A 20,672-nucleotide genomic window follows, 5' to 3' on the forward strand; every position below is an offset into this window, starting at 1 on the left:
GGTCCGGAATCCCGGCTGGCGCGGGGAGGACCTCGCGGTCCTCCCCGGCCCGCAAAGACCCCGCAGGTCGCACCGGTCCCGTGCGGCTAGCCGCCGTTGCGGCGGAGGGCCTCCGTGAGGCGTGAGGCGGCGTCGATGACCGCCTGGGCGTGCATACGGCCCGGGTGGCGCGTGAGGCGCTCGATGGGGCCGGAGACCGAGACCGCCGCGACGACGCGGTTGGACGGGCCGCGGACCGGCGCCGAGACGGAAGCGACACCGGGCTCCCGCTCGCCGACGGACTGCGCCCATCCCCGGCGCCGTACGCCCGACAGGGCTGTCGCGGTGAAGCGGGCACCCTGCAGGCCGCGGTGCAGCCGCTCGGGCTCCTCCCAGGCCATCAGGATCTGCGCGGCCGAGCCGGCCTTCATGGGCAGCGTGGAGCCCACGGGCACGGTGTCCCGCAGTCCGGACAGCCGCTCCGCGGCGGCCACGCAGATGCGCATGTCGCCCTGGCGCCGGTAGAGCTGCGCGCTCTCGCCGGTGACGTCCCGCAGGTGCGTCAGCACCGGCCCCGCCGTCGCCAGCAGCCGGTCCTCGCCGGCCGCTGCGGCCAGCTCGGCCAGCCGCGGGCCCAGGATGAACCGGCCCTGCATGTCCCTCGCCACCATCCGGTGGTGTTCCAGTGCCACGGCCAGCCGGTGGGCCGTGGGTCGTGCGAGCCCTGTCGCCGCGACCAGCCCGGCGAGGGTGGCCGGACCGGACTCCAGGGCGCTCAATACCAGAGCCGCCTTGTCGAGAACGCCGACGCCGCTAGAGTTGTCCATGCAACGATATTCACGTCTCACTCTGTGAAACGCAAGTTCAAATTTCCAGGGATCTTGTCACTCTGGTACAGCGGCCCTCGACCAGGTCCGCGGCCACCGTCCGGTACGTGGGGTACGGGCGCGGCACACCAAGTCTCTAGTTGGGCCGGCACAGCCGCCGGCCGGAGGTAACGCGATGGGTAGGACACTCGCGGAGAAAGTCTGGGACGACCATGTCGTCCGGCGCGCCGAGGGCGAGCCCGACCTTCTCTTCATCGACCTGCACCTGCTGCACGAGGTGACCAGCCCCCAGGCCTTCGACGGCCTCCGCAAGAACGGGCGCCGGGTGCGGCGCCTCGACCTCACCATCGCCACCGAGGACCACAACACCCCCACCCTGGACATCGACAAGCCGATCGCCGACCCGGTCTCGCGCACCCAGCTCGAGACCCTGCGCAAGAACTGCGCGGAGTTCGGCGTGCGCCTGCACCCGCTCGGCGATGTCGAGCAGGGCGTCGTCCACGTGGTGGGACCGCAGCTGGGACTGACCCAGCCCGGCATGACCGTGGTCTGCGGCGACAGCCACACCTCCACGCACGGCGCCTTCGGCGGCCTGGCGTTCGGCATCGGCACCAGCCAGGTCGAGCACGTGCTGGCCACCCAGACGCTGCCGATGGCCCGTCCCAAGACCATGGCCATCACCGTGGACGGCGAGCTGCCCGAGGACGTCACGGCCAAGGACCTGATCCTGGCGATCATCGCCAGGATCGGTACCGGCGGCGGCCAGGGCTACGTCCTGGAGTACCGCGGCGCGGCCATCGAGAAGCTCTCGATGGAGGCCCGGATGACCATCTGCAACATGTCGATCGAGGCCGGCGCGCGCGCGGGCATGATCGCCCCCGACCAGACCACCTTCGACTACCTCAAGGGCCGTCCGCACGCGCCCAGGGGCGAGGACTGGGACGCCGCGGTCGCCTACTGGAAGACCCTGAAGTCCGACGAGGACGCGGTCTTCGACGCCGAGGTCGTCATCGACGCCGCCTCACTGGCCCCGTTCGTCACATGGGGCACCAACCCGGGCCAGGGCGCGCCGCTGTCCTCCTCCGTCCCCGACCCCGCTTCGTACGAGGACCCTTCGGAGCGTCTCGCCGCCGAAAAGGCCCTGGAGTACATGGGGTTGACCGCCGGGCAGGCGCTGCGGGACATCAAGGTGGACACCGTCTTCGTAGGTTCCTGCACCAACGGCCGTATCGAGGACCTGCGTGCGGCCGCCGCGATCGTCGAGGGCCGCAAAGTCGCCGACGGCGTAAGGATGCTGGTCGTCCCCGGCTCCGCCCGGGTCGGTCTCCAGGCCGTCGAGGAGGGCCTGGACAAGGTCTTCAAGGAGGCCGGGGCCGAGTGGCGGCACGCGGGCTGCTCGATGTGCCTCGGCATGAACCCCGACCAGCTCGCCCCCGGTGAGCGCTCCGCGTCCACCTCCAACCGCAACTTCGAGGGCCGGCAGGGCAAGGGCGGCCGCACCCACCTGGTCTCCCCGCAGGTCGCCGCCGCCACCGCCGTGCTGGGCCACCTGGCCTCGCCCGCCGACCTGTCCGACGCCCCCGCCACCGCCGGAGTCTGAGCAATCATGGAAGCATTCACCACGCACACCGGCCGGGCCGTCCCGCTGCGCCGCAGCAACGTCGACACCGACCAGATCATCCCGGCCCACTGGCTGAAGAAGGTCACCCGCGACGGCTTCGAGGACGGCCTCTTCGAGGCCTGGCGCAAGGACCCGTCCTTCATCCTCAACCAGCCCGAGCGGCAGGGCGCCACGGTCCTGGTCGCCGGCCCGGACTTCGGCACCGGTTCCTCCCGCGAGCACGCGGTGTGGGCGCTGCAGAACTACGGTTTCAAGACCGTCATCTCCTCGCGCTTCGCCGACATCTTCCGCGGCAACTCGCTCAAGAACGGCCTGCTGACCGTGGTTCTGCCGCAGGAGACCGTCGACCGGCTCTGGGAGCTGACGGAGAAGGACCCGGCCGCGGACATCACCGTGGACCTGGTCCACCGGCAGGTGCGCGCCGACGGAATCGTGGCCGAGTTCGAACTTGACGAGAACGCCCGCTGGCGCCTGCTGGAGGGTCTGGACGACATCAGCCTCACCCTTCAGAACGAAGCCGACATCGCCGCCTACGAGGCCGGCCGGCCGTCCTTCAAACCGCGCACGATTGAGGTCTGAGCAGCGGTTTTTGGCACTGCGCCCCCTCCCGCACGGGAGGGGGCGCAGTCGTATGTTGAGGCCCCCCGAGGCGACAACTCGCCCCAGATGGCACAATCTGTGCATGGACCGCGACAGTCAACTCGAGCTCTACGGCCTCGTCGCGGTCCGGCTGAAAGAAGCGCATGCGAGAGTGCGCGATCTGCAAGTGCCGGAGGGCGTACGGATGGCGCTGTCCCGGAGGCTGCTGGTCGTAACGGCCGCTGCCAAGCACGATCTGGCTGATGCGGCAAGGCGTCTGGACCGTTTGATGAAGGAGCTCGACGAGGGGCGATTCCCCGAAGGCGTCGAGGACGTCTGAGCCGGCGCAACTCCCCGGCGGCCGAGGCGGCCGAGTATGTTGCGGCACAAGGGTGATTAGCCCGTTTCGTGTTTGATTTGCGGTATATATCTGCCTAACGTGCGAAAAAGCTTGAACACTTTCGTTCCGGCGATGTCTCCGAAGGGGAAGACGTGAACAAGGCGCAGCTCGTAGAAGCGATTGCCGACAAGCTCGGTGGCCGTCAGCAGGCCGCCGACGCCGTCGACGCGGTGCTCGACGCGATCGTCCGCGCGACGGTCGCGGGTGAACGGGTCTCGGTCACCGGTTTCGGCTCGTTCGAGAAGGTCGAGCGTCCCGCTCGGTACGCCCGCAATCCGCAGACGGGCGAGCGGGTCCGGGTCAAGAAGACCTCCGTCCCCCGTTTCCGTGCGGGCCAGGGTTTCAAGGACCTGGTCAGCGGCTCGAAGAAGCTGCCGCGCGGTGGTGAGGTCGCCGTGAAGAAGGCTCCCAAGGGCAGCCTCTCCGGTGGTGCTCCCACCCGTGCGACCGCCAAGGCCGCGGCGAAGAAGGCCACCGCCAAGAAGGCCGCGACGAAGCGGACCACCACGGCGACGAAGGCGGCGCCCGCCAAGAAGGCGGCCGCCGCGAAGAAGGCCACGGCGGCCAAGAAGGCCGCCCCCGCCAAGAAGACGACCGCCGCGGCCAAGAAGGCGGCCGCGAAGAAGACCACGGCGAAGAAGGCCACGGCGAAGAAGACCGCGCCGGCCAAGAAGGCTCCGGCGAAGAAGGCCACCTCCCGCTCGACCACCGCCAAGAAGACCACGGCCAGGAACAAGTAACGGCCGCCAGGACCGCAGGGCACTCACTCGCCGGGCCGGGCTCCCTCAGGGAGCCCGGCCCGCGGTGTCTAGTGCCGCGTCGGTCGGGGTTTGCCCGCTGAGGAGCGGCGTCCGGTGCCGGGGGTACCTCCCGCCGGAGGCAGGGGGAGCATCGCAAGGCGGCCGGAAGCCCTCGTAGTGGGCCTGCTCGGGCTTTCGGCCAACGCGGCGTGGGGGTACCTCCCGCGCCCGGAGGGCTGCGGGGGAGTGCCGTGCAGGGCGTCGCGACGGGGCGAACCTCGGCCGACGCGGCACTGGCCGCCACCTGGGAGGCGTCAGAACGTCTGCAGGGTGATCAGCGTGATCCGGCGGGACTCGCCCGCCCCCTCGACCTCGATGCGGACCCGCTGGCCCGGCCGCAGCAGCCGCAGGCCGCCCGCGTCGAAGGCCGCCGAGCCGAACGGCAGGGGCGTTCCGTCGTCGAGCAGCACGCTGCCGCTGCGGGTCTCGGGGTCGTACGTGTACGAGGTCGCCTGCATGCCGCAACCCTATCCGCCCGGTACGGAAGGCGGATCCGGGAGCGGAGCGTCCGCAGGCGCACCAGGCGCACCAGGCGCACCAGGCGCACCAGGTACACCAGGCATGCCAGGCACGTGGGCCGCCGCCCCCGGGGCGGAGCGGGAAACGAAGTGCCTCGCCGTGTGCGGCCCCACTCCGAGTGACAGCGCGATCCGCAGATCGTCACCGGTGTCCACGTCCCGGCGTACGGAATCCACCCCCTGGATCAGGATTTCCACGGCCCCCGAAGCAGTGTGACTCAGGCGCGAAGGGCCGCCGAAAGCGGGGGACAATTCGGCCCCCGGAAGTGCCGAAAGGAACGTTGTGCCGATTCCGGCAGCGTCCGTGAGAAATGCCCTTTCAAATGCGGAAGCGGCCTGGAGAACCCGGGACAATTCCGTCGGCCGCAGTGCGGGAAGATCCGCGTTCAGCGCCGCCACCGCCGTGTCCCGGAGCACCGAGCGGGCCGCCCGCGCCCCGTGCGCCAGCGCCGCGTTCAGCCCGGCGGCCGGGGTGTCCGGCACCACCCGCGCGCCCAGGGCGCCCAGCTCGGCGCGGGCCAAAGCGTCGTCCGTGACGACCACCACATCCCGCACCACGTCGCAGGACAGTGCCGCGGTCACCGTGTCCTGCGCGAACGCGAGCGCCAGTGAGGGCCGCAGCGTGTCGTCGACCGCCGCGGCCAGTCTGCTCTTGGCCCGTGCCAGCGGCTTGAGCGGTACGACCAGTGTCCAGGCCACCAATGCTCCGTCCGCTCCCTCCGTACACTTCCGCCCCATTGTCGCCCCGCCGTTACCGTCGCCGGACTCCGGTCAACCGCACCGGGGCGTACGGTGTTCTCGACATCACGGCGGAGCCGGGGCGACACTTGTGCGGCCCCCCGGCCCCAAGTGTCCAAGAGGAAGGTGTCCGAGTGCCCCGCCGCAGAATCGGCTTCTGGTACCGCCTGGCGGCGGTCATCGCTAAACCGCCGCTGGTGGTTCTGTTCAAGCGGGACTGGCAGGGAATGGAGAACATTCCGGCCGACGGCGGATTCATCACCGCGATCAATCACAACTCGTATCTCGACCCGCTGTCGTACGCGCACTTCCAGTACAACACCGGACGTGTTCCCCGCTTCCTCGCCAAGGCGGGGCTCTTCACGCGGGGCTTCGTGGGAACCATGCTGCGAGGCACCGGCCAGATCCCCGTGTACCGCGAGACCACCGACGCCCTCGACGCCTTCCGGGCCGCGGTGGCCGCCATCGAACGCGGCGAGTGCGTGGCCTTCTACCCCGAGGGCACCCTCACCCGTGACCCCGACATGTGGCCCATGGCGGGCAAGACCGGCGCCGCCCGGGTCGCGCTGCTGACCAAGGCGCCGGTGATCCCCGTCGCCCAGTGGGGCGCCAACGAGGCGATGCCGCCGTACGCCAAGGAGAACAAGTTCCGTCTCTTCCCGCGCAAGACGCTCAGGGTGCGCGCCGGCAAGCCGGTGGACCTCTCCGAGTTCTACGGCCGGGACGCCACTCCGGAGCTGCTGCGCGAGGTCACCGAGAAGATCATGGCGGCGATCACGGAACTCCTCGCGGAGCTCCGTGAGGAGCCGGCCCCCGCCGAACCGTACGACCCCCGCGGCGCCCGCGCCGAACAGCGCCGCAAAGCCGCAGGAGAGGGCACCAAGTGACACGCACCCCGGCCAAAGCCGCCGTCTTCGGCACCGGATCCTGGGGTACGGCCTTCGCCATGGTCCTCGCCGACGCGGGCTGCGAGGTCACGCTGTGGGGCCGCAGGCCCGAACTCGCCGACGCCGTCAACACGACCCGCACCAACCCGGACTACCTGCCGGGCATCAGGCTCCCGGAGAGCCTGCGCGCCACCACCGACCCCGCCGAGGCAGCCCGGGACGCCGAGTTCACCGTGCTCGCCGTGCCCTCCCAGACGCTGCGCGGCAACCTCACCGAGTGGGCGCCCCTGCTGCCCGCCGACACGGTCCTCGTCTCCCTCATGAAGGGCATCGAACTCGGCACGGCGAAGCGGATGAGCGAGGTCGTCGAAGAGGTCGCCAAGGTGCCCGCCGACCGGGTCGCCGTGCTCTCCGGTCCCAATCTCGCCAAGGAGATCGCCGCCCGGCAGCCGGCCGCCTCCGTCGTCGCCTGCAGTGACGAGTCCGTCGCCACCAGGCTCCAGTCCGCCTGCCACACCGCGTACTTCCGCCCGTACACCAACACCGACGTCATCGGCGTGGAACTGGGCGGCGCGGTCAAGAACGTCATCGGGCTCGCCGTCGGCATCGCGGACGGCATGGGACTGGGCGACAACACCAAGGGCTCGCTGATCACTCGTGGCCTCGCCGAGACCGCCAGGCTCGGCGTGGCGCTCGGCGCCGACCCGCTCACCTTCTCCGGACTCGCGGGCCTCGGCGACCTGGTGGCCACCTGCTCCTCCCCGCTGTCCCGCAACCACACCTTCGGCATGAACCTCGGCCGCGGCCTCACCCTGGAGGAGACCATCGCGGCGACGAAGCAGACCGCCGAGGGGGTCAAGTCCTGCGAGTCGGTGCTCGATCTGGCCCGCAGGCACGGCGTCGACATGCCCATCACCGAGACCGTGGTCAGCATCGTCCACGAGGGAAAGCCGCCGCTCGTGGCGGTCAAGGAGCTGATGGCGCGCAGCGCCAAGCCCGAGCGGCGCTGACGCCGATCCGGCCAGCGGGTACCCTCAACGCGATATGAGCAGCGAGATCTCTCCTCAGAGCCCCGGGCAGCCCCCGGGCCGCAAGCCGCGCGTCGCCGTCGTGTTCGGCGGCCGCAGCTCGGAGCACGGCATCTCCGTGGTGACCGCCGGTGCCGTACTGCGTGCCATCGACAGGACCAAGTACGAGGTGCTGCCCATCGGCATCACCCAGGACGGCCGGTGGGCGCTGACCGCCGACGCTCCCGAGCGGATGGCCATCTCCGACCGCAGGGTGCCCGACGTCAGCCAGCTCACCGAGTCCGAGGAGGGCGTCGTCGTCCTGCCCGTCGACCCGGCCAACCGCGAGGTCGTCTACACCGAGCCGGGCACGGTGCCCAAGGCGCTGGGCGAGGTCGACGTCGTCTTCCCCGTGCTGCACGGCCCGTACGGCGAGGACGGCACCCTCCAGGGGCTGCTGGAGCTGTCCGGGGTGCCCTATGTCGGCTGCGGGGTGCTCGCCTCGGCCGTGGGCCAGGACAAGGAGTACATGAAGCGGGTCTTCACCTCCTTCGGGCTGCCCGTCGGGCCGTACCTCGTCGTCCGGCCCCGCGAGTGGGAGCGGGACCCTGCCGCCGCCCGCGGCAGGATCGTCGACTTCGCGGGCGAGCACGGATGGCCGCTGTTCGTGAAGCCCTCCCGGGCCGGCTCCTCCATGGGCATCACCAAGGTCGACGACCTCTCCGGTCTCGACGAGGCGATCGAGGAGGCTCGCCGCCACGATCCCAAGGTGCTGATCGAGGCGCTGCTGCGGGGCCGCGAGATCGAGTGCGGGGTGCTGGAGTTCGAGGACGGACCGCGCGCCAGCGTGCCCGCCGAGATCCCGCCCGTCTCCGACCACGACTTCTACGACTTCGAGGCCAAGTACATCGACTCGGCCTCGGGCATCGTGCCCGCGCCGCTCACCGAGGAGCAGACCGCCGAGGTCCAGCGGCTCGCCGTCGAGGCCTTCGAGGCGGTCTCCTGCGAGGGCCTGGTCCGCGCCGACTTCTTCCTCACGGATGACGGCGAGTTCGTGATCAACGAGATCAACACGCTGCCCGGCTTCACCCCGATCTCCATGTACCCGCGCATGTGGCAGGAGAGCGGAGTGCCGTACCAGGAACTCGTGGACCGGCTGATCCAGGCCGCCCTCACCCGCTCCACGGGACTGCGCTGAGGCGGCACCGCGCGCCGAAGGACGTCACAGGCTGCTCGGCACCGTCTTCCTGATGGGCCCGCCGAGCGGCATCAGCGGTGTGACGTCCTTGGCGTGCTCCTCGGGCAGCGACACCTCGACGTACGCCTCCCGGTAGGTGGTCGTGAAGCGGAACGATCCGTCCTCCAGATCCTCCAGGAGCCAGTCGACGCCGCTCACCTCCACCGCGTCCGCCTCCGGATCGCTCATCCCCGACGGCCGCGGCACCCCGCAGCGCAGTACGATCGCCGGATCACCACCCCACCCGGCGGTCAGCTCCGAACCGGGTTCGGGATCATTGCGGTCGAGACCGTCGAGCGTGTCCGGCAACGCCTCGTCCAGCTTCGCGCACACCTCGGCGACGCGGCGGCTCTCGGGCGTGGGAACCGCGGCGTCCGGAGTGCCGTCCGTGGCTGTGCAGCCCGCGGACACGATCAGCACGCCGAACACCGCGGACAGACAAGCGGACAGACAAAAGGACCGGCGACTGAGGGAAAGGGTCACCGGCCAAGCGTAGACGGGGGCTAGAGGTGCACGACGGGGCAGGTCAGGGTCCGTGTGATGCCGTCCACCTGCTGGACTCTGGCAACCACCATGCGGCCGAGTTCGTCGACGGTGTCGGCCTGGGCGCGGACGATCACGTCGTACGGCCCGGTCACGTCCTCGGCCTGGATCACCCCCGGGATCTTGCCGATCGTCTCCGCGACGGTCGACGCCTTGCCGACTTCCGTCTGGATCAGGATGTACGCCTGTACCACGGAACCTCCAGGGCGGCTACGAGGATCATGTGGGGAGAAGGGACGCCACGGTACCGCGTCGCCGCTCGCCGCGGGGAGACCCGCGCAGCCCGTGCGCCACACGGCGGGGCGGGCCCGCAGCAGGAGTTGACGTATTTGTTGACGGTAGCCGGACCAGTGACGGCTCGCGACCGCAGGCCCACCGGGGCAGAAGGGGCACAGACATGAAGGGCACCGTGGGTGAACTCGGAGAGTTCGGGCTCATCAGAGAGCTCACCTCCAGGCTCACCTCCACTCCGGCGGTCCGGATCGGACCCGGCGACGACGCGGCCGTCGTCGCCGCACCCGACCGCAGGGTCGTCGCGAGTACCGACATCATGCTCGAGGGCCGCCACTTCCGCCGCGACTGGTCCACGGCCTACGACGTCGGCCGCAAGGCCGCCGCCCAGAACCTCGCCGACATCGCCGCCATGGGCGCCGTGCCCACCGCGCTGCTCCTCGGCCTGGTCGTGCCCGCCGAGACCCCGGTCACCTGGCCCACCGAGCTGATGGACGGCATCCGCGACGAGTGCCAGGTCGCGGGAGCCGCCGTCGTCGGGGGCGACGTCGTACGCGGGGACACCATCACCGTCTCCATCACCGCCCTCGGCGACCTGCGCAACCACGAGCCGGTCACCCGGGGCGGCGCCCAGCCCGGCGACGTCGTGGCCGTCACCGGCTGGCTCGGCTGGTCCGCGGCCGGCCTCGCCGTCCTCTCCCGCGGCTTCCGCTCGCCCCGCGCGTTCGTCGAGGCCCACCGCAGGCCCGAGCCGCCGTACCACGCGGGCCCCGCCGCGGCGGGCCTCGGCGCCACCGCCATGACCGACGTGAGCGACGGGCTGATCGCCGACCTCGGCCACATCGCCGAGGCCAGCAAGGTCCGCATCGACGTCCGCTCAGGAGACATCGACATCCCCTCGCAGATGAGCGACATCGGCCAGGCCGTCGGTGTCGACCCGCTCCAGTGGGTCCTCACCGGCGGGGAGGACCACGCGATCGTCGCGACCTTCCCGCCCGACGTGAAACTCCCGGCCCGCTGGCGGGTCATCGGAGAGGTCACGCACCCCTCCGCCCTGCCCCAGGTGACCGTCGACGGCGCCCTCTGGACCACCAGGGGAGGGTGGGACCACTTCAGCGGCACCCTCGCCGACCAGTAGATTCGCCCCCATGCCCACCACCGCGCCCCCACGGGTCCTCACCGTCGCCGGCTCCGACTCCGGCGGCGGTGCCGGCATCCAGGCCGACCTGAAGACGATGCTGGCGCTCGGCGTCCACGGCATGAGCGTCGTCACCGCCGTCACCGCGCAGAACTCACTCGGCGTGCAGGGGGCCTGGGAACTCCCCGCCGAGGCGGTACGGGCACAGTTCCGCAGCGTCGTCGACGACATCGGCGTCCAGGCCGTCAAGACCGGCATGCTCGCCTCGGCGGAGCTCGTCGAGACCGTCGCCGAACTCCTCTCCGCGACCGGGGTGCCGGTGGTCGTCGACCCGGTGGGCGTCTCCAAGCACGGGGACCCACTGCTCGCCCCGTCCGCGCTCGACTCCGTACGGAGGAGACTGCTCCCCGCGGCCACCGTCGCCACGCCCAACCTGGACGAGGTGGCGCAGCTCACCGGCATCCGAGTCGAGGACACCGACGGGATGCGCCGGGCGGCCGAGGCCGTGCTCGGCCACGGGCCGCGCTGGGCGCTGGTCAAGGGCGGGCACCTGCCCGCGGGCACCGGCTCCGCCGGCGACGCCGTGGACCTGCTCACCGACGGCAGCGAGGAGCACTGGCTCCGCGCGCCCCGCCACGGCAACCGGCACACCCACGGCACCGGCTGCACCCTCGCCTCCGCGCTCGCCTCGGGACTGGCCAGGGGACTGACCGTTCCCCAGGCCGCCCACGAGGCCAAACGCTATGTCACCGGTGCGATCGCGGCCGGTTTCTCCCTCGGCTCCGGCATCGGGCCCGTGGACCACGCCTGGCGGCTGCGGGGCCACGGCTGACGCGGCAGGGGCGGCGGGGTCGGAACCGCCGGCACGGCGGCCGCGGCGGACAAAGCGGAAAGCCGGCCCACCGAGGTGGACCGGCTTTCAAAGGCAACCGCAAGGCTGCGCTACGACGGGGAAACGTCGGCTGTTAGCGCGAGACCTTGCCGGCCTTGATGCACGAGGTGCAGACGTTGAGCCGCTTCGGCGTCCGACCGACCACGGCACGCACGCGCTGGATGTTCGGGTTCCAGCGACGGGACGTACGGCGGTGCGAGTGGGAGATGCTGTTGCCGAAGCCCGGCCCCTTGCCGCAGACGTCGCAGTTGGCAGCCACGGGTCACTCCAAAGACTTCAGGTGCACTTACAGTGAAATCCGGCGTGCCGGAATCAGTGACTGAAGTGGCAGTGCCGGGGGGTACGACCCGATTCTCATCGGGCAACCGGAGCAGCATACATCGGCCGCTCCCGTACAACGAAACTACCATGTCGGCCCCGGCCCACCGCCCGGGCCCTCCCCGCCGGGGTCTACCCTGCGGTTCGACCCGCAGCTCAAGGAGGACGCAGGTGGCGCAGACCCTCGACGCCGTGGCGGTGCGCACCTGGTGCTCACTGGCCCTGGACGCGCTCGGGCGGGCCCGCGAGGAGATCGACGCCATCAACGTCTATCCCGTCCCCGACGGAGACACCGGCACCAACCTGTACCTCACCGTCGAATCCGCCGCCCAGGCGGTCCAGGCCGCCTGCGCGGCCCCCGAGCCCGCCCTGTCCGACGCGGTACGGGCCATGGCACACGGAGCCCTCATCGGGGCCCGCGGGAACTCCGGGACGATCCTGGCGCAGCTGCTGCGCGGCATGGCCCAGGTCCTGGCGGACCGTGACACGGCGCACGCCGACGGCCCCCGCCTCGCGCTGGCGCTGCGCCGCGCGGCCGAGTCGGCGTACAAGGCCGTCGCCCATCCCGTCGAAGGCACGATCCTCTCCGTCGCCACGGCCGCCGCCCGGGCCGCCCAGCGCGCGCAGGGGGACTGCGCGGAGATCGCGGCGGCCGCCCACCGGGGGGCGTGCGCCGCGCTGGACGCCACCCCGGGCCAGCTGGCAGTCCTGGACCGGGCCGGCGTCGTCGACGCCGGCGGGCAGGGGCTGGTGACCGTGCTCGCCGCCCTGGTCGAAAGCCTCTCGGGGGAGCGCCCCCGCTCCCGTCCCAGCCGCACCACCGCCCCCCACGGCAACGCGCCCGTCGCCGGCTCGGTCGTCAAGGAGGGGTGCGCCGACGTCACCGGCACCGGGGGACCCGCCTTCGAAGTGATCTACCTCCTCGAAGCCACCGACGAGGCGGTGGCCCGGCTGCGCACCCGGCTCGACGAACTCGGCGACTCGCTCGTCGTAGTCGGCGGCGACGGCCTGTGGAACGTGCACGTGCACGTGGACGACGCCGGGGCGGCCGTCGAGGCCGGTGTCGAGGCGGGCCGGCCCCACCGCATCCGCGTCACCCACTTCGGTGCCGAGGACGCCCACACCACCGGGGCCACCACGCGTGAACGCACCCAGCGCGGCGTCGTCGCCGTCGTCCCCGGTGAAGGGCTGCGCGACCTGTACGCGGAGGCCGGTGCCACCGTCGTCCTGGCCCGCCCGGGCGAGCCCCCGGCCTCCGGCGAACTCGTCGACGCCGTGCGGCGCGCGCACGCCCGCGAGGTCGTCCTCCTGCCCAACGACGCCGAACTGCGGCACACGGCCGCCGCGGCGGCCGAGCAGGCCCGCGCCGACGGCGTACGCGTCGCCCTCATCCCGACCCGTTCAGCGGTCCAGGGCATCGCCGCCCTCGCCGTCCACGAACCCGACCGCCGCTTCGACGAAGACGTCGTCGCCATGACCTCGGCGGCGGGCGCCACCCGCTACGCAGAACTCGTCCTCGCCGAAAGGCAGTCCTGGACCTCGGCCGGCGTCTGCCAGGGCGGTGACGTGCTCGGCCTCATCGACGGCGACGTCGCCGTCATCGGCACCGACCTCGCCGGCACCGCGCGCACCGTCCTGGACCGGATGCTCGCCGCGGGCGGCGAACTCGTCACGCTCGTCCTCGGCGACGGCGTTCCCGGCTCGCTCGCCGAGCACCTCGAAGCCCATGTCCGGGAGGGGCACCTCGCCGTCGACACGGTCGTCTACCAAGGCGGCCCCCAGTCGGCCCCCCTGCTCATCGGCGTCGAGTAACCGCCCCTTCCGGCGGCGCGGGCCACCGGCTCCACCCGCCGCGCGCCCGCTCACTGCGTGCCCGGTCACCGCGCGCCCGCCCGCCACCCGGACAGCGGGCCCTCTGCCACCAGGGCCCTTGACCCCGCCCCGGGGCGGGGTCAAGGGCCGCAGGGCCCCGCGACCCGCCGGGGCTTCCGCGATGGGCGCACAGACCCACGGACCGACGGACCGACGGACCTGCGGCCGCGAGTGCCGGGCCGCCGCCGCGCGCCCGCCCACCGTGACGGTGGTGCGGTGCGATCGCCGGGATGCCCGCCGCGCGACCCCTACCCGCGCGTGCAGGGCGGGGCGGGACCGTGCGGGGAGCCCGCGGAGCGTCAGCCTGCGGCGGCCTTCGCCAGGCGTTCCAGGACCGCGTGGGCCTCTCGGCACCGTGACTCGGCGAGTTCGCCCTCGGCCCCCTCGTAGAGCGCCAGTACCGCCCCGGCCCGGGCGCGGGCCTCGGCAGCGCGCCCCGAGCCGGCCTCCAGCCAGGCGGCGAACAGCTCCGCGCCCGTCCGGGCGTCCCGGAACTCCTCGCCCGCCTCGCCGAAGAACCCGAGCGCCCGCTCGACGTACGCCAGCGCCTCGCCGTACGCCACCGGGTCACCCTCGTCGGCCGCGTTCGCGACCAGTTCCGCCGTCTGCCGGTGCGTGTCGGCGAGTTCGGCGAGCAGGTGCGCGCGCTCTCCGGCGGAAGCACCCCCGAGTGCCTCCTCGCACTCACCCGCCGCCCGCTCCATCAGTGCCCGGGCGGCCTCCGGCCCCGCCTGCCCCTCCCGCACAGCGATCCAGGCCCGCACCCGCACCGTCCGTACGAGCGCGTGCACGTCGCCGAGCTCCCGCCACAGCTCACCGGCCCTCTCGTACGCCGCGTCCGCCTCGTCGTCGAGGCCGGCACGGTAGAGCGCCTGCGCCGCCAGGTTCGCGAGCATCGCGTGGTCGCGCTGCTCGGGCCAGGCCCGTGCGATCTCCGCAGCGAGCAGCCACTGCTCCGCCGCGCCGCGCGGCTCGCCCAGGGCCGTGAGGCAGTCGCCCAGCCACCACCGGGTCTGGACGATCATGCCTTCGCCGTGGTCGTCCGCCGTGAGGTCGGGAAGGACGGCCTCCAGGACGGCGGCGGCCTCGGCCGCCCGGCCCAGTCCCAGCAGCTGCCCGCCCAGCAGATGCCGCGCGTAGGCCCCGATCCCGGCGCTGTCACCGGCCTCGTCGGCCCAGTGCGCGGCCTCCAGCGCGTGTTGGGAGGCCTCCTCCGTCTGCCCGGTCGCACCCAGGGTCTCGGCTAGCTGAAGGTGCAGCCGGGTCCTGCCGGTCGCCCCGATGTACGGCCCGCCGTGCTCCAGGGCGGCGCGGGCGGCCCGTTCCGCCGCCTCGTGGTCGCCCAGGTGGTGGCTGAGCCCCGCGAGTCGGGCCTCGGCCTCGACGGCGTACCAGGACAGGCCCGCGCCGGCGTACTCCTCTGCGGAGCGCGCGTACAGCCCGGCCGCCTCCCGGAGGTCGCCCCGCCGCGCGGCGAGGTCTCCGAGGACCGTCAGCGTCTCGGCGATGCGGCTCACCATGCGGGGCTCGCCGCGCCGGGGCTCGGCGAAGGCCAGCAGCTCCCGCGCGGCCTCCTCCACCGCAGTGCCCTCCCCGGTCATGGCGAGGATCCGCAGGCGGCAGACGAGGGCGCCGGTCGCCTGGCGGGCGCTCGCCCGGCCCCCGGAGTGCAGGGCGAGCGCCTGCTCACACGGCCCGGCCACGGCGGCGAGCGCCTCGTCGGGGCGGCCGGCGAGCGCGAGCGCGTACGCCGCGCGGGCCCGGGCGGCCGCCGCCTCACCGGGGTCCCCCGCGTCCTCGTACAGCTCGGCGGCGCCGCGGAAGAGGGCGGGCGTCTCGCCCGGTGCCGTGCGGGGGTCCATGCCCCGGTGGTCGGCGATCTCGGCGCGGTCCCGGGCACCGAGCCCGGCGGCGTCCTCCCCGGCCGCCCGGGCGACGGCGGCCCATGCTGCCCCCGCCTCCGGGTGCTGCTCCTCCGACAGCCGCCGAGCCTCGGCCAGCGACTCGGTGAGTCCCGCGCCCTCCCCGCCGGCCGTCGGCACGTCCGAGGCCGGAGCCGCGGTCCTGGGCGTAAGCCGCGCCACCGCCCGCATCCCGAGGGGCAGCCGGTCGAGCACCGGTGCCTGCGCCATCCGTTCCCGTACGAGCGTGCTCACCCGCGTGTTGCCGTTGCGCTCGTCGAAGCGGGCCGCGATCGCGAGCGCCTGCTTCCGTGCGTGCGCCGCCAGCGCGGCCGCGGTCCAGCCGGAACCCGATCCCGATCCTGTGTCCGTGCCCGGTCCTGTGTCCGTGCCCGGTCCCGTGCCCGGTCCCGTGTCCGTGGGCCCCGGCACGGTCCGGGAACCGTGACCCAGCGCGGTCAGCCGGTCCATCAGCAGTGCCGTCACGGCCAGGAAGTCCATGTGGCTGTCGGGATTGCCGGTGGCCGTGAAGTACGCGGGGCGGTCGGCCAGTATCTCCAGCGCCCGCGCCTCGTTGCCGGTCAGCGCGCAGAACTCGACGTGCAGGGCGACGGAGTCGCGCATGCTCTCCATCGGCCGCACCATGCGGTAGCCCCGCAGGTGGTGGGCACGGGCCCGGTCGGTCTCCCCGAGGCGCAGCAGCGGCAGCAGCGAGGCGGCGAGGACGGCGTGCGGCTCGTGGGCGCAGGTGTACTGCCCGTCCAGGACCGGCTCCCACAGCTTCAGGGCCTCCGTGTCCCGGCCGAGCTCCACCAGCCAGCCGCCCTGCCCGTGCAGCTCGCAGGCGTGGCAGTTCGCCATGCGGTCGCGGTCGGCGGCGAGCCAGGCGTCGTAGGCGCGCCGCGCCCGCTCCATGTCGCCGAGGTGCCGCGCGATGCGCAGCTCCCCCTGCCGCACGGCGCGCTCGGAGTGCCCGGCCAGCCGGTACCTGCGTTCCATCTCGGCCTGCCACTTCTCGATGGAGGCGAGCGGGATGTGCGGCTGGTCGACCATGCTGCTGGAGACCCACTTGAACATCCAGTGCAGGCTGTGGGCCGCGGACTCGTCGAAGTCGCCGGGCCGTTCGTCCCACAGGCGCAGCAGCCGCGCGAAGGGGACGAACATCTTGTCCTTCTCCGAGCTGTAGTTGTAGACCTTCAGCAGGTGGGAGAGGCCCTCGATCAGCAGGGGCGTGTCACCGGTGCGCTCGCACTCGGCGAGCAGCCGCTCGGCGCGCGCGTTGCGGGCCGGCCCCTCGGGCTCGGCGTCGTTGGCGCGAAGCGCCTCGTAGAGCCGCGCGGTGTCGTGCGCGCCCGCACCGGAACCCGCACCGGCGCCCGAGCCCGCGCCCACGCCCACGCCGGAACCGGTTCCCGGACCCGGACCCGTTCCCGAACCAGCCTCCGTCATCGGGCAGCGCCCCCCTCGTGAGTGGCCCACTCCAGCAGGCCGATGAACGCCCTGTTCAGCAGGGCGGCATCGGCGGGACGCAGCGGCCGCTGGGCCATCAGCAGCGCCTGCCCGTACAGCGCCTCGGTCGCGGTCGCCGCCAGCTCCGGATCACCGAGGCCGCCGATGCGGCGGATCAGCGGATTGAGGTGGTTGAGCACCAGACGGGCCCGGGGCGCGTCGCCGCGCAGCGAGCCGAGGATGCCCGCCCACAGGTCGTCGGCCCGCGACTCCTCCTCCGCGCGGGCCTGCTCGTAACGCGACGCGCGGTCGTCGAGGTGCAGAGCGGGCACGGTCAGCGGATGGAAGGCCCGCAGGGCGACATCGCAGCCGAGCGCATCCAGCTTGGCACGTGCCACTGACAGGAACCCGGACAGCGCCAGCTCCTCCGCCGGGTCCACGGCGTCCAGATGCGCGGTCACGGTGTCGGCGTCGAGTTCGGCGACAGCCGTCCCCGGCCGGGCGGCGGGCAGCTGCTCCACCAGCTCGGCGTCGTACGTGTAGCCGCCGTTGACCACCCCGATGCCCTGCGCGGCGGCGATCGGCGCGACCTGCCGGAACTCCTCCACGGTGCGCGTGAAGTGCACCACCCGGTGGCGCTGCGCGAACTCCTCCAGGGACAGCTGCCCGTCGGTGGTCTCGAACGGCAGCCACGGCAGCATGGTGCGCAGCATCTCCGGGTCGTGCCGCGCCAGCGACTTGACCCCGAGGTGGTGCACGGAGACGAACCGCGCGAGCCGTTCTGGGTCACCGGCGGCGAGGCCGCTCAGCCACTCCCGTATCCGCGCCCCCAGCGCCTCGCGTACGGCGGCCAGCGTCTCGTCCTCGTACAGCGCCTCCCGGGACGCCGTGGGCCGCAGGCTGTCGGTGTCGATGACACACCGCACGAAGAACGCCCATTCCGGCAGCAGTTCCCCGGCCCGGTCGGTCAGCAGCATGCCCTTCAGGTGCACACGGTGGCCCGCGCGCTGCGCCGGGCTGACGGCGGACGGCAGCACATAGGCCACCCCCCTGACGCCGGCCGCGGGCAGGTCCAGGTCCACACAGTCCAGCGGGCTGAAGCCGAACAGCTCGTGGCAGTGCCGGGCGAGCGCGGTCCGCCGTGCGCCGGGACTCGGATACGGACGGTCCCAGGGCGCCGGAAGGTCCGCGACCCGCTCGTCCCCGACCCGTACGTCGTACGGCAGGAGCGAGCCGAAGTCGCGGGCCAGCCGCAGCACCCGTTCCTCGGCCAGCCACTCGGCGCTGCCGGGGCGGGCGACCAGGTGCACGGTGGTGCCGGGCTCGGTGCGCGCACTGTCGGGCAGGGTGCGCACGGTGTACGAGCCGTCGTCGCTCGCCGTCCACTCCACGGGCGGTGCCCCGGGCGTACGGGAGGAGCGGCTGACCACCCGGATCCGCTCGGCGACGACGAAGCAGGCCAGCAGCCCGATGCCGAACTGGCCCAGGAAGTCGGCACGTGCCGCCTCCAGGCCGGCGGACACCGGGCCGTCGGCACGCTTGGAACTGCGGCCGATGGTGGCGAGCAGGGTGTGGACGTCCGTCTCGGTCAGTCCTACGCCGCTGTCCTCGACCCGCAGCGTCCCGTTCCCGGCGTACAGCCGGACCCGGGCGGGCGCGTCCTCGCCCTGCTCGGCGCGACGGGCGGTGATCGCGTCGACGGCGTTCTGCAGCAGCTCGCGCAGGTAGACCTTGGGGCTGGAGTAGAGGTGGTGGGAGAGGAGGTCGACCAGGCCGCGCAGGTCGACCTGGAAGGTGTGCGAGGGCTGCGGCCCCGCGGTCTCGGCAGTCTCAGATGTCATCGTCGCATCACGGAAGAGGGTTCGAGGTCGCGTCATCCTAGGGGTGACGGGACGGTTCCGACCAGGGATTTCCCCGGCGTAATGGGAAGGCGGAACGGCGAAGGGCGAAGGGCGAAGGGCGAACGGCGGACCGGAGCCCGTGCGCGCGACGCCTGCGGGATCTCCGGCGGATCTCCCGGGGCCCGAGGGGGGTTCCGGCCGGTCTCCTGTCGGGACCCGGCGGGTCCTGGCGGGTCCCTGAGCGGTCCCGGGCCGGCCCTCGCCGGTTTTCCCGGTCCTTCGGTGGACCCGTCGCGAGCCGGATGTCAGTCCGGTGGTGTGCAATGGACTGCGTGCCCGCGCTCCAAGAACCACTGAAGAACCTGCTCGGCGCCGCGACCGCCAAGGTCATGGCCGAGCACCTGGGCCTGCGCACCGCGGGCGACCTCCTGCACCACTACCCCCGGCGCTATGCCGAGCGCGGCGAGCTGACCCGGCTCGCCGACCTGCCCCTCGACGAACACGTCACGGTGGTCGCCCAGGTCGCCGACGCCCGGGTGCACAAGTTCAACGCGGGGCGGGGCCAGCGCCTCGAGGTCACACTGACCGACGGCAGCGGCCGGCTCCAGCTCGTCTTCTTCGGCCGGGCGGTCCACCACCATCAAAGAGAGCTGCTGCCGGGCCGCCGCGGCATGTTCGCCGGCAAGGTCGGCATGTTCCGCAACATCCGCCAGCTGTCCCACCCGGCGTACGAGTTGCTCGGCAAGGACAGCGGCGCCCAGGACGTCGAGGCCTGGGCCAACCAGCTGATTCCGCTCTATCCGGCCTGCGCGCAGCTGGAGTCGTGGAAGATCTCCAAGGCCGTCGACACCCTGCTCGGCTCCATGGAGAGCACGGGCTGGAAGAGCGTCGTCGACCCGCTGCCGCCCGGCCTGAGGGAGGGCCGGGGGCTCGCCGAACTGCCCGAGGCCTTCCGCAAGGTCCACCGCCCGCGCACCAGGAACGACATCGAGACCGCCAGGGAGCGGCTCAAGTGGGACGAGGCCTTCGTCCTCCAAGTCGCCCTCGCCCGGCGCCGGTTCGACGACTCGCAGCTTCCCGCCGTGGCCCGCCGCCCCACCACGGGCGGGCTGCTCGACGCCTTCGACGCACGACTGCCCTTCGAACTGACCGAGGGCCAGCGCCGGGTCAGCGCGGAGATCTTCGCCGACCTCGCCACCGAGCACCCCATGCACCGCCTCCTGCAGGGCGAGGTCGGCTCGGGCAAGACGATGGTGGCGCTGCGCGCGATGCTCGCCGTCGTCGACGCGGGCGGCCAGACCGCGATGCTCGCCCCCACCGAGGTGCTCGCCCAGCAGCACCACCGCTCGATCACCGAGATGATGGGCGACCTCGCGGAGGGCGGCCTCCTGGGCGGCTCCGAGCTCGGGACCAAGGTGGTGCTGCTCACCGGCTCCATGGGGGCCGCGGCCCGCCGCAGGGCGCTGCTCGACCTGGCGACGGGGGAGGCGGGAATCGTCATCGGCACCCACGCCCTCATCGAGGACAAGGTGCAGTTCCACGACCTCGGCCTGGTCGTCGTCGACGAGCAGCACCGCTTCGGCGTGGAGCAGCGCGACGCGCTGCGCTCCAAGGGCAAGCAGCCCCCGCACCTGCTGGTCATGACCGCCACCCCGATTCCCCGGACGGTGGCGATGACGGTCTTCGGCGACCTGGAGACCTCCGTCCTGGACCAGCTGCCCGCCGGCCGCTCGCCCATCGCCAGCCATGTCGTCCCCGCCAAGGACAAGCCGCACTTCCTCGCCCGCGCCTGGGAGCGGGTCCGCGAGGAGGTCGGGAAGGGCCACCAGGCATACGTCGTCTGCCCGCGCATCGGCGACGAGGAGGACGCCCCGTTGAAGACCGGGGGAGGAGG

General features: G+C 72.6%; 19 protein-coding genes. 11 read left to right on the forward strand and 8 right to left on the reverse strand.

The annotated features are described in order from the left end of the window. Positions 1-86 precede the first annotated feature (86 nt). Entirely contained in the window at positions 87-806 is a 720-nt protein-coding gene (gene ndgR, locus GUY61_RS16090) for an IclR family transcriptional regulator NdgR (RefSeq protein WP_166630856.1), read from the reverse strand. Between the two features lie 175 nt (positions 807-981). Here ndgR and leuC point away from each other — a divergent pair, with 175 nt between their 5' ends. From leuC to GUY61_RS16110, 4 genes are all read left to right on the forward strand, one after another. Beyond that, positions 982-2,406 (forward strand): 3-isopropylmalate dehydratase large subunit, encoded by a 1,425-nt coding sequence (leuC, locus tag GUY61_RS16095; protein WP_166630857.1) that lies wholly within the window; start codon positions 982-984, stop codon positions 2,404-2,406. Between the two features lie 6 nt (positions 2,407-2,412). Beyond that, positions 2,413-3,006, forward strand: coding sequence for a 3-isopropylmalate dehydratase small subunit (gene leuD, locus GUY61_RS16100; protein WP_166630858.1), 594 nt, complete (start codon positions 2,413-2,415; stop codon positions 3,004-3,006). A gap of 103 nt (positions 3,007-3,109) precedes the next feature. Continuing rightward, positions 3,110-3,346, forward strand: coding sequence for a hypothetical protein (locus GUY61_RS16105; RefSeq protein ID WP_166630859.1), 237 nt, complete (start codon positions 3,110-3,112; stop codon positions 3,344-3,346). Between the two features lie 152 nt (positions 3,347-3,498). Further along, positions 3,499-4,146, forward strand: coding sequence for an HU family DNA-binding protein (locus GUY61_RS16110; RefSeq protein ID WP_166630860.1), 648 nt, complete (start codon positions 3,499-3,501; stop codon positions 4,144-4,146). 314 nt (positions 4,147-4,460) lie between these two features. On the opposite strand, the gene GUY61_RS16115 is transcribed toward GUY61_RS16110, so the two are convergent. Further along, a complete protein-coding gene (locus GUY61_RS16115; protein WP_166630861.1) occupies positions 4,461-4,664 on the reverse strand; it encodes a hypothetical protein in 204 nt (67 codons plus the stop codon). Positions 4,665-4,673: 9 nt separating this feature from the next. Further along, positions 4,674-5,462 carry a 2-phospho-L-lactate guanylyltransferase gene (gene cofC, locus GUY61_RS16120; RefSeq protein WP_166630862.1) on the reverse strand — a complete coding sequence of 263 codons (789 nt, stop codon included), beginning with the start codon at positions 5,460-5,462 and terminating at the stop codon, positions 4,674-4,676. 134 nt (positions 5,463-5,596) lie between these two features. On the opposite strand from cofC, the gene GUY61_RS16125 reads away from it, so the two are divergent. From GUY61_RS16125 to GUY61_RS16135, 3 genes are read left to right on the forward strand one after another with little or no spacing between them, the layout of a single operon-like run. Next, on the forward strand, positions 5,597-6,349 hold the full coding sequence (locus GUY61_RS16125; RefSeq protein ID WP_166630863.1) for a 1-acyl-sn-glycerol-3-phosphate acyltransferase: 753 nt from the start codon (positions 5,597-5,599) through the stop codon (positions 6,347-6,349). Next, positions 6,346-7,359 (forward strand): NAD(P)H-dependent glycerol-3-phosphate dehydrogenase, encoded by a 1,014-nt coding sequence (locus GUY61_RS16130; protein ID WP_166630864.1) that lies wholly within the window; start codon positions 6,346-6,348, stop codon positions 7,357-7,359. Before GUY61_RS16125 ends, GUY61_RS16130 begins: the two co-directional genes overlap by 4 nt. Before the next feature lie 34 nt (positions 7,360-7,393). Then, positions 7,394-8,554, forward strand: a complete 1,161-nt coding sequence (locus GUY61_RS16135) for a D-alanine--D-alanine ligase family protein (RefSeq protein ID WP_166630865.1) — start codon at positions 7,394-7,396, stop codon at positions 8,552-8,554. A 24-nt stretch (positions 8,555-8,578) separates the two neighbouring features. Here GUY61_RS16135 and GUY61_RS16140 read toward each other — a convergent pair whose 3' ends face one another. Together GUY61_RS16140 and GUY61_RS16145 are read right to left on the reverse strand one after the other, a co-directional pair. Further along, complete coding sequence (locus tag GUY61_RS16140; RefSeq protein WP_313896686.1) at positions 8,579-9,013, reverse strand: DUF3515 domain-containing protein; 435 nt, start codon at positions 9,011-9,013, stop codon at positions 8,579-8,581. Positions 9,014-9,096: 83 nt separating this feature from the next. Further along, a complete protein-coding gene (locus GUY61_RS16145; RefSeq protein WP_166630866.1) occupies positions 9,097-9,330 on the reverse strand; it encodes an Lrp/AsnC family transcriptional regulator in 234 nt (77 codons plus the stop codon). Between the two features lie 203 nt (positions 9,331-9,533). Between GUY61_RS16145 and GUY61_RS16150 the strand changes: the two genes are divergently transcribed. Both GUY61_RS16150 and thiD read left to right on the forward strand, forming a co-directional pair. Then, a complete protein-coding gene (locus GUY61_RS16150) occupies positions 9,534-10,505 on the forward strand; it encodes a thiamine-phosphate kinase (protein ID WP_166630867.1) in 972 nt (323 codons plus the stop codon). A gap of 10 nt (positions 10,506-10,515) precedes the next feature. After that, complete coding sequence (gene thiD, locus GUY61_RS16155) at positions 10,516-11,337, forward strand: bifunctional hydroxymethylpyrimidine kinase/phosphomethylpyrimidine kinase (protein WP_166630868.1); 822 nt, start codon at positions 10,516-10,518, stop codon at positions 11,335-11,337. Positions 11,338-11,470: 133 nt separating this feature from the next. Here the strand turns inward: thiD and rpmB are convergent, their stop codons facing one another. Continuing rightward, positions 11,471-11,656 carry a 50S ribosomal protein L28 gene (rpmB, locus tag GUY61_RS16160; protein WP_078877327.1) on the reverse strand — a complete coding sequence of 62 codons (186 nt, stop codon included), beginning with the start codon at positions 11,654-11,656 and terminating at the stop codon, positions 11,471-11,473. Between the two features lie 149 nt (positions 11,657-11,805). Between rpmB and GUY61_RS16165 the strand changes: the two genes are divergently transcribed. Continuing rightward, positions 11,806-13,527 carry a DAK2 domain-containing protein gene (locus GUY61_RS16165; protein ID WP_166630869.1) on the forward strand — a complete coding sequence of 574 codons (1,722 nt, stop codon included), beginning with the start codon at positions 11,806-11,808 and terminating at the stop codon, positions 13,525-13,527. Between the two features lie 359 nt (positions 13,528-13,886). Here the strand turns inward: GUY61_RS16165 and GUY61_RS16170 are convergent, their stop codons facing one another. Then, positions 13,887-16,886, reverse strand: a complete 3,000-nt coding sequence (locus tag GUY61_RS16170; RefSeq protein WP_398955682.1) for a tetratricopeptide repeat protein — start codon at positions 16,884-16,886, stop codon at positions 13,887-13,889. Between the two features lie 47 nt (positions 16,887-16,933). Continuing rightward, positions 16,934-18,778 carry an HSP90 family protein gene (locus tag GUY61_RS16175; RefSeq protein ID WP_166630870.1) on the reverse strand — a complete coding sequence of 615 codons (1,845 nt, stop codon included), beginning with the start codon at positions 18,776-18,778 and terminating at the stop codon, positions 16,934-16,936. A 323-nt stretch (positions 18,779-19,101) separates the two neighbouring features. Here GUY61_RS16175 and GUY61_RS16180 point away from each other — a divergent pair. Beyond that, positions 19,102-20,672: ATP-dependent DNA helicase RecG (locus tag GUY61_RS16180; protein ID WP_166630871.1), on the forward strand; the 1,571-nt coding region annotated here is incomplete at its 3' end.

Origin of the sequence: Streptomyces sp. GC420, assembly GCF_009916105.1 — a bacterium.
Lineage (GTDB): Bacteria > Actinomycetota > Actinomycetes > Streptomycetales > Streptomycetaceae > Streptomyces.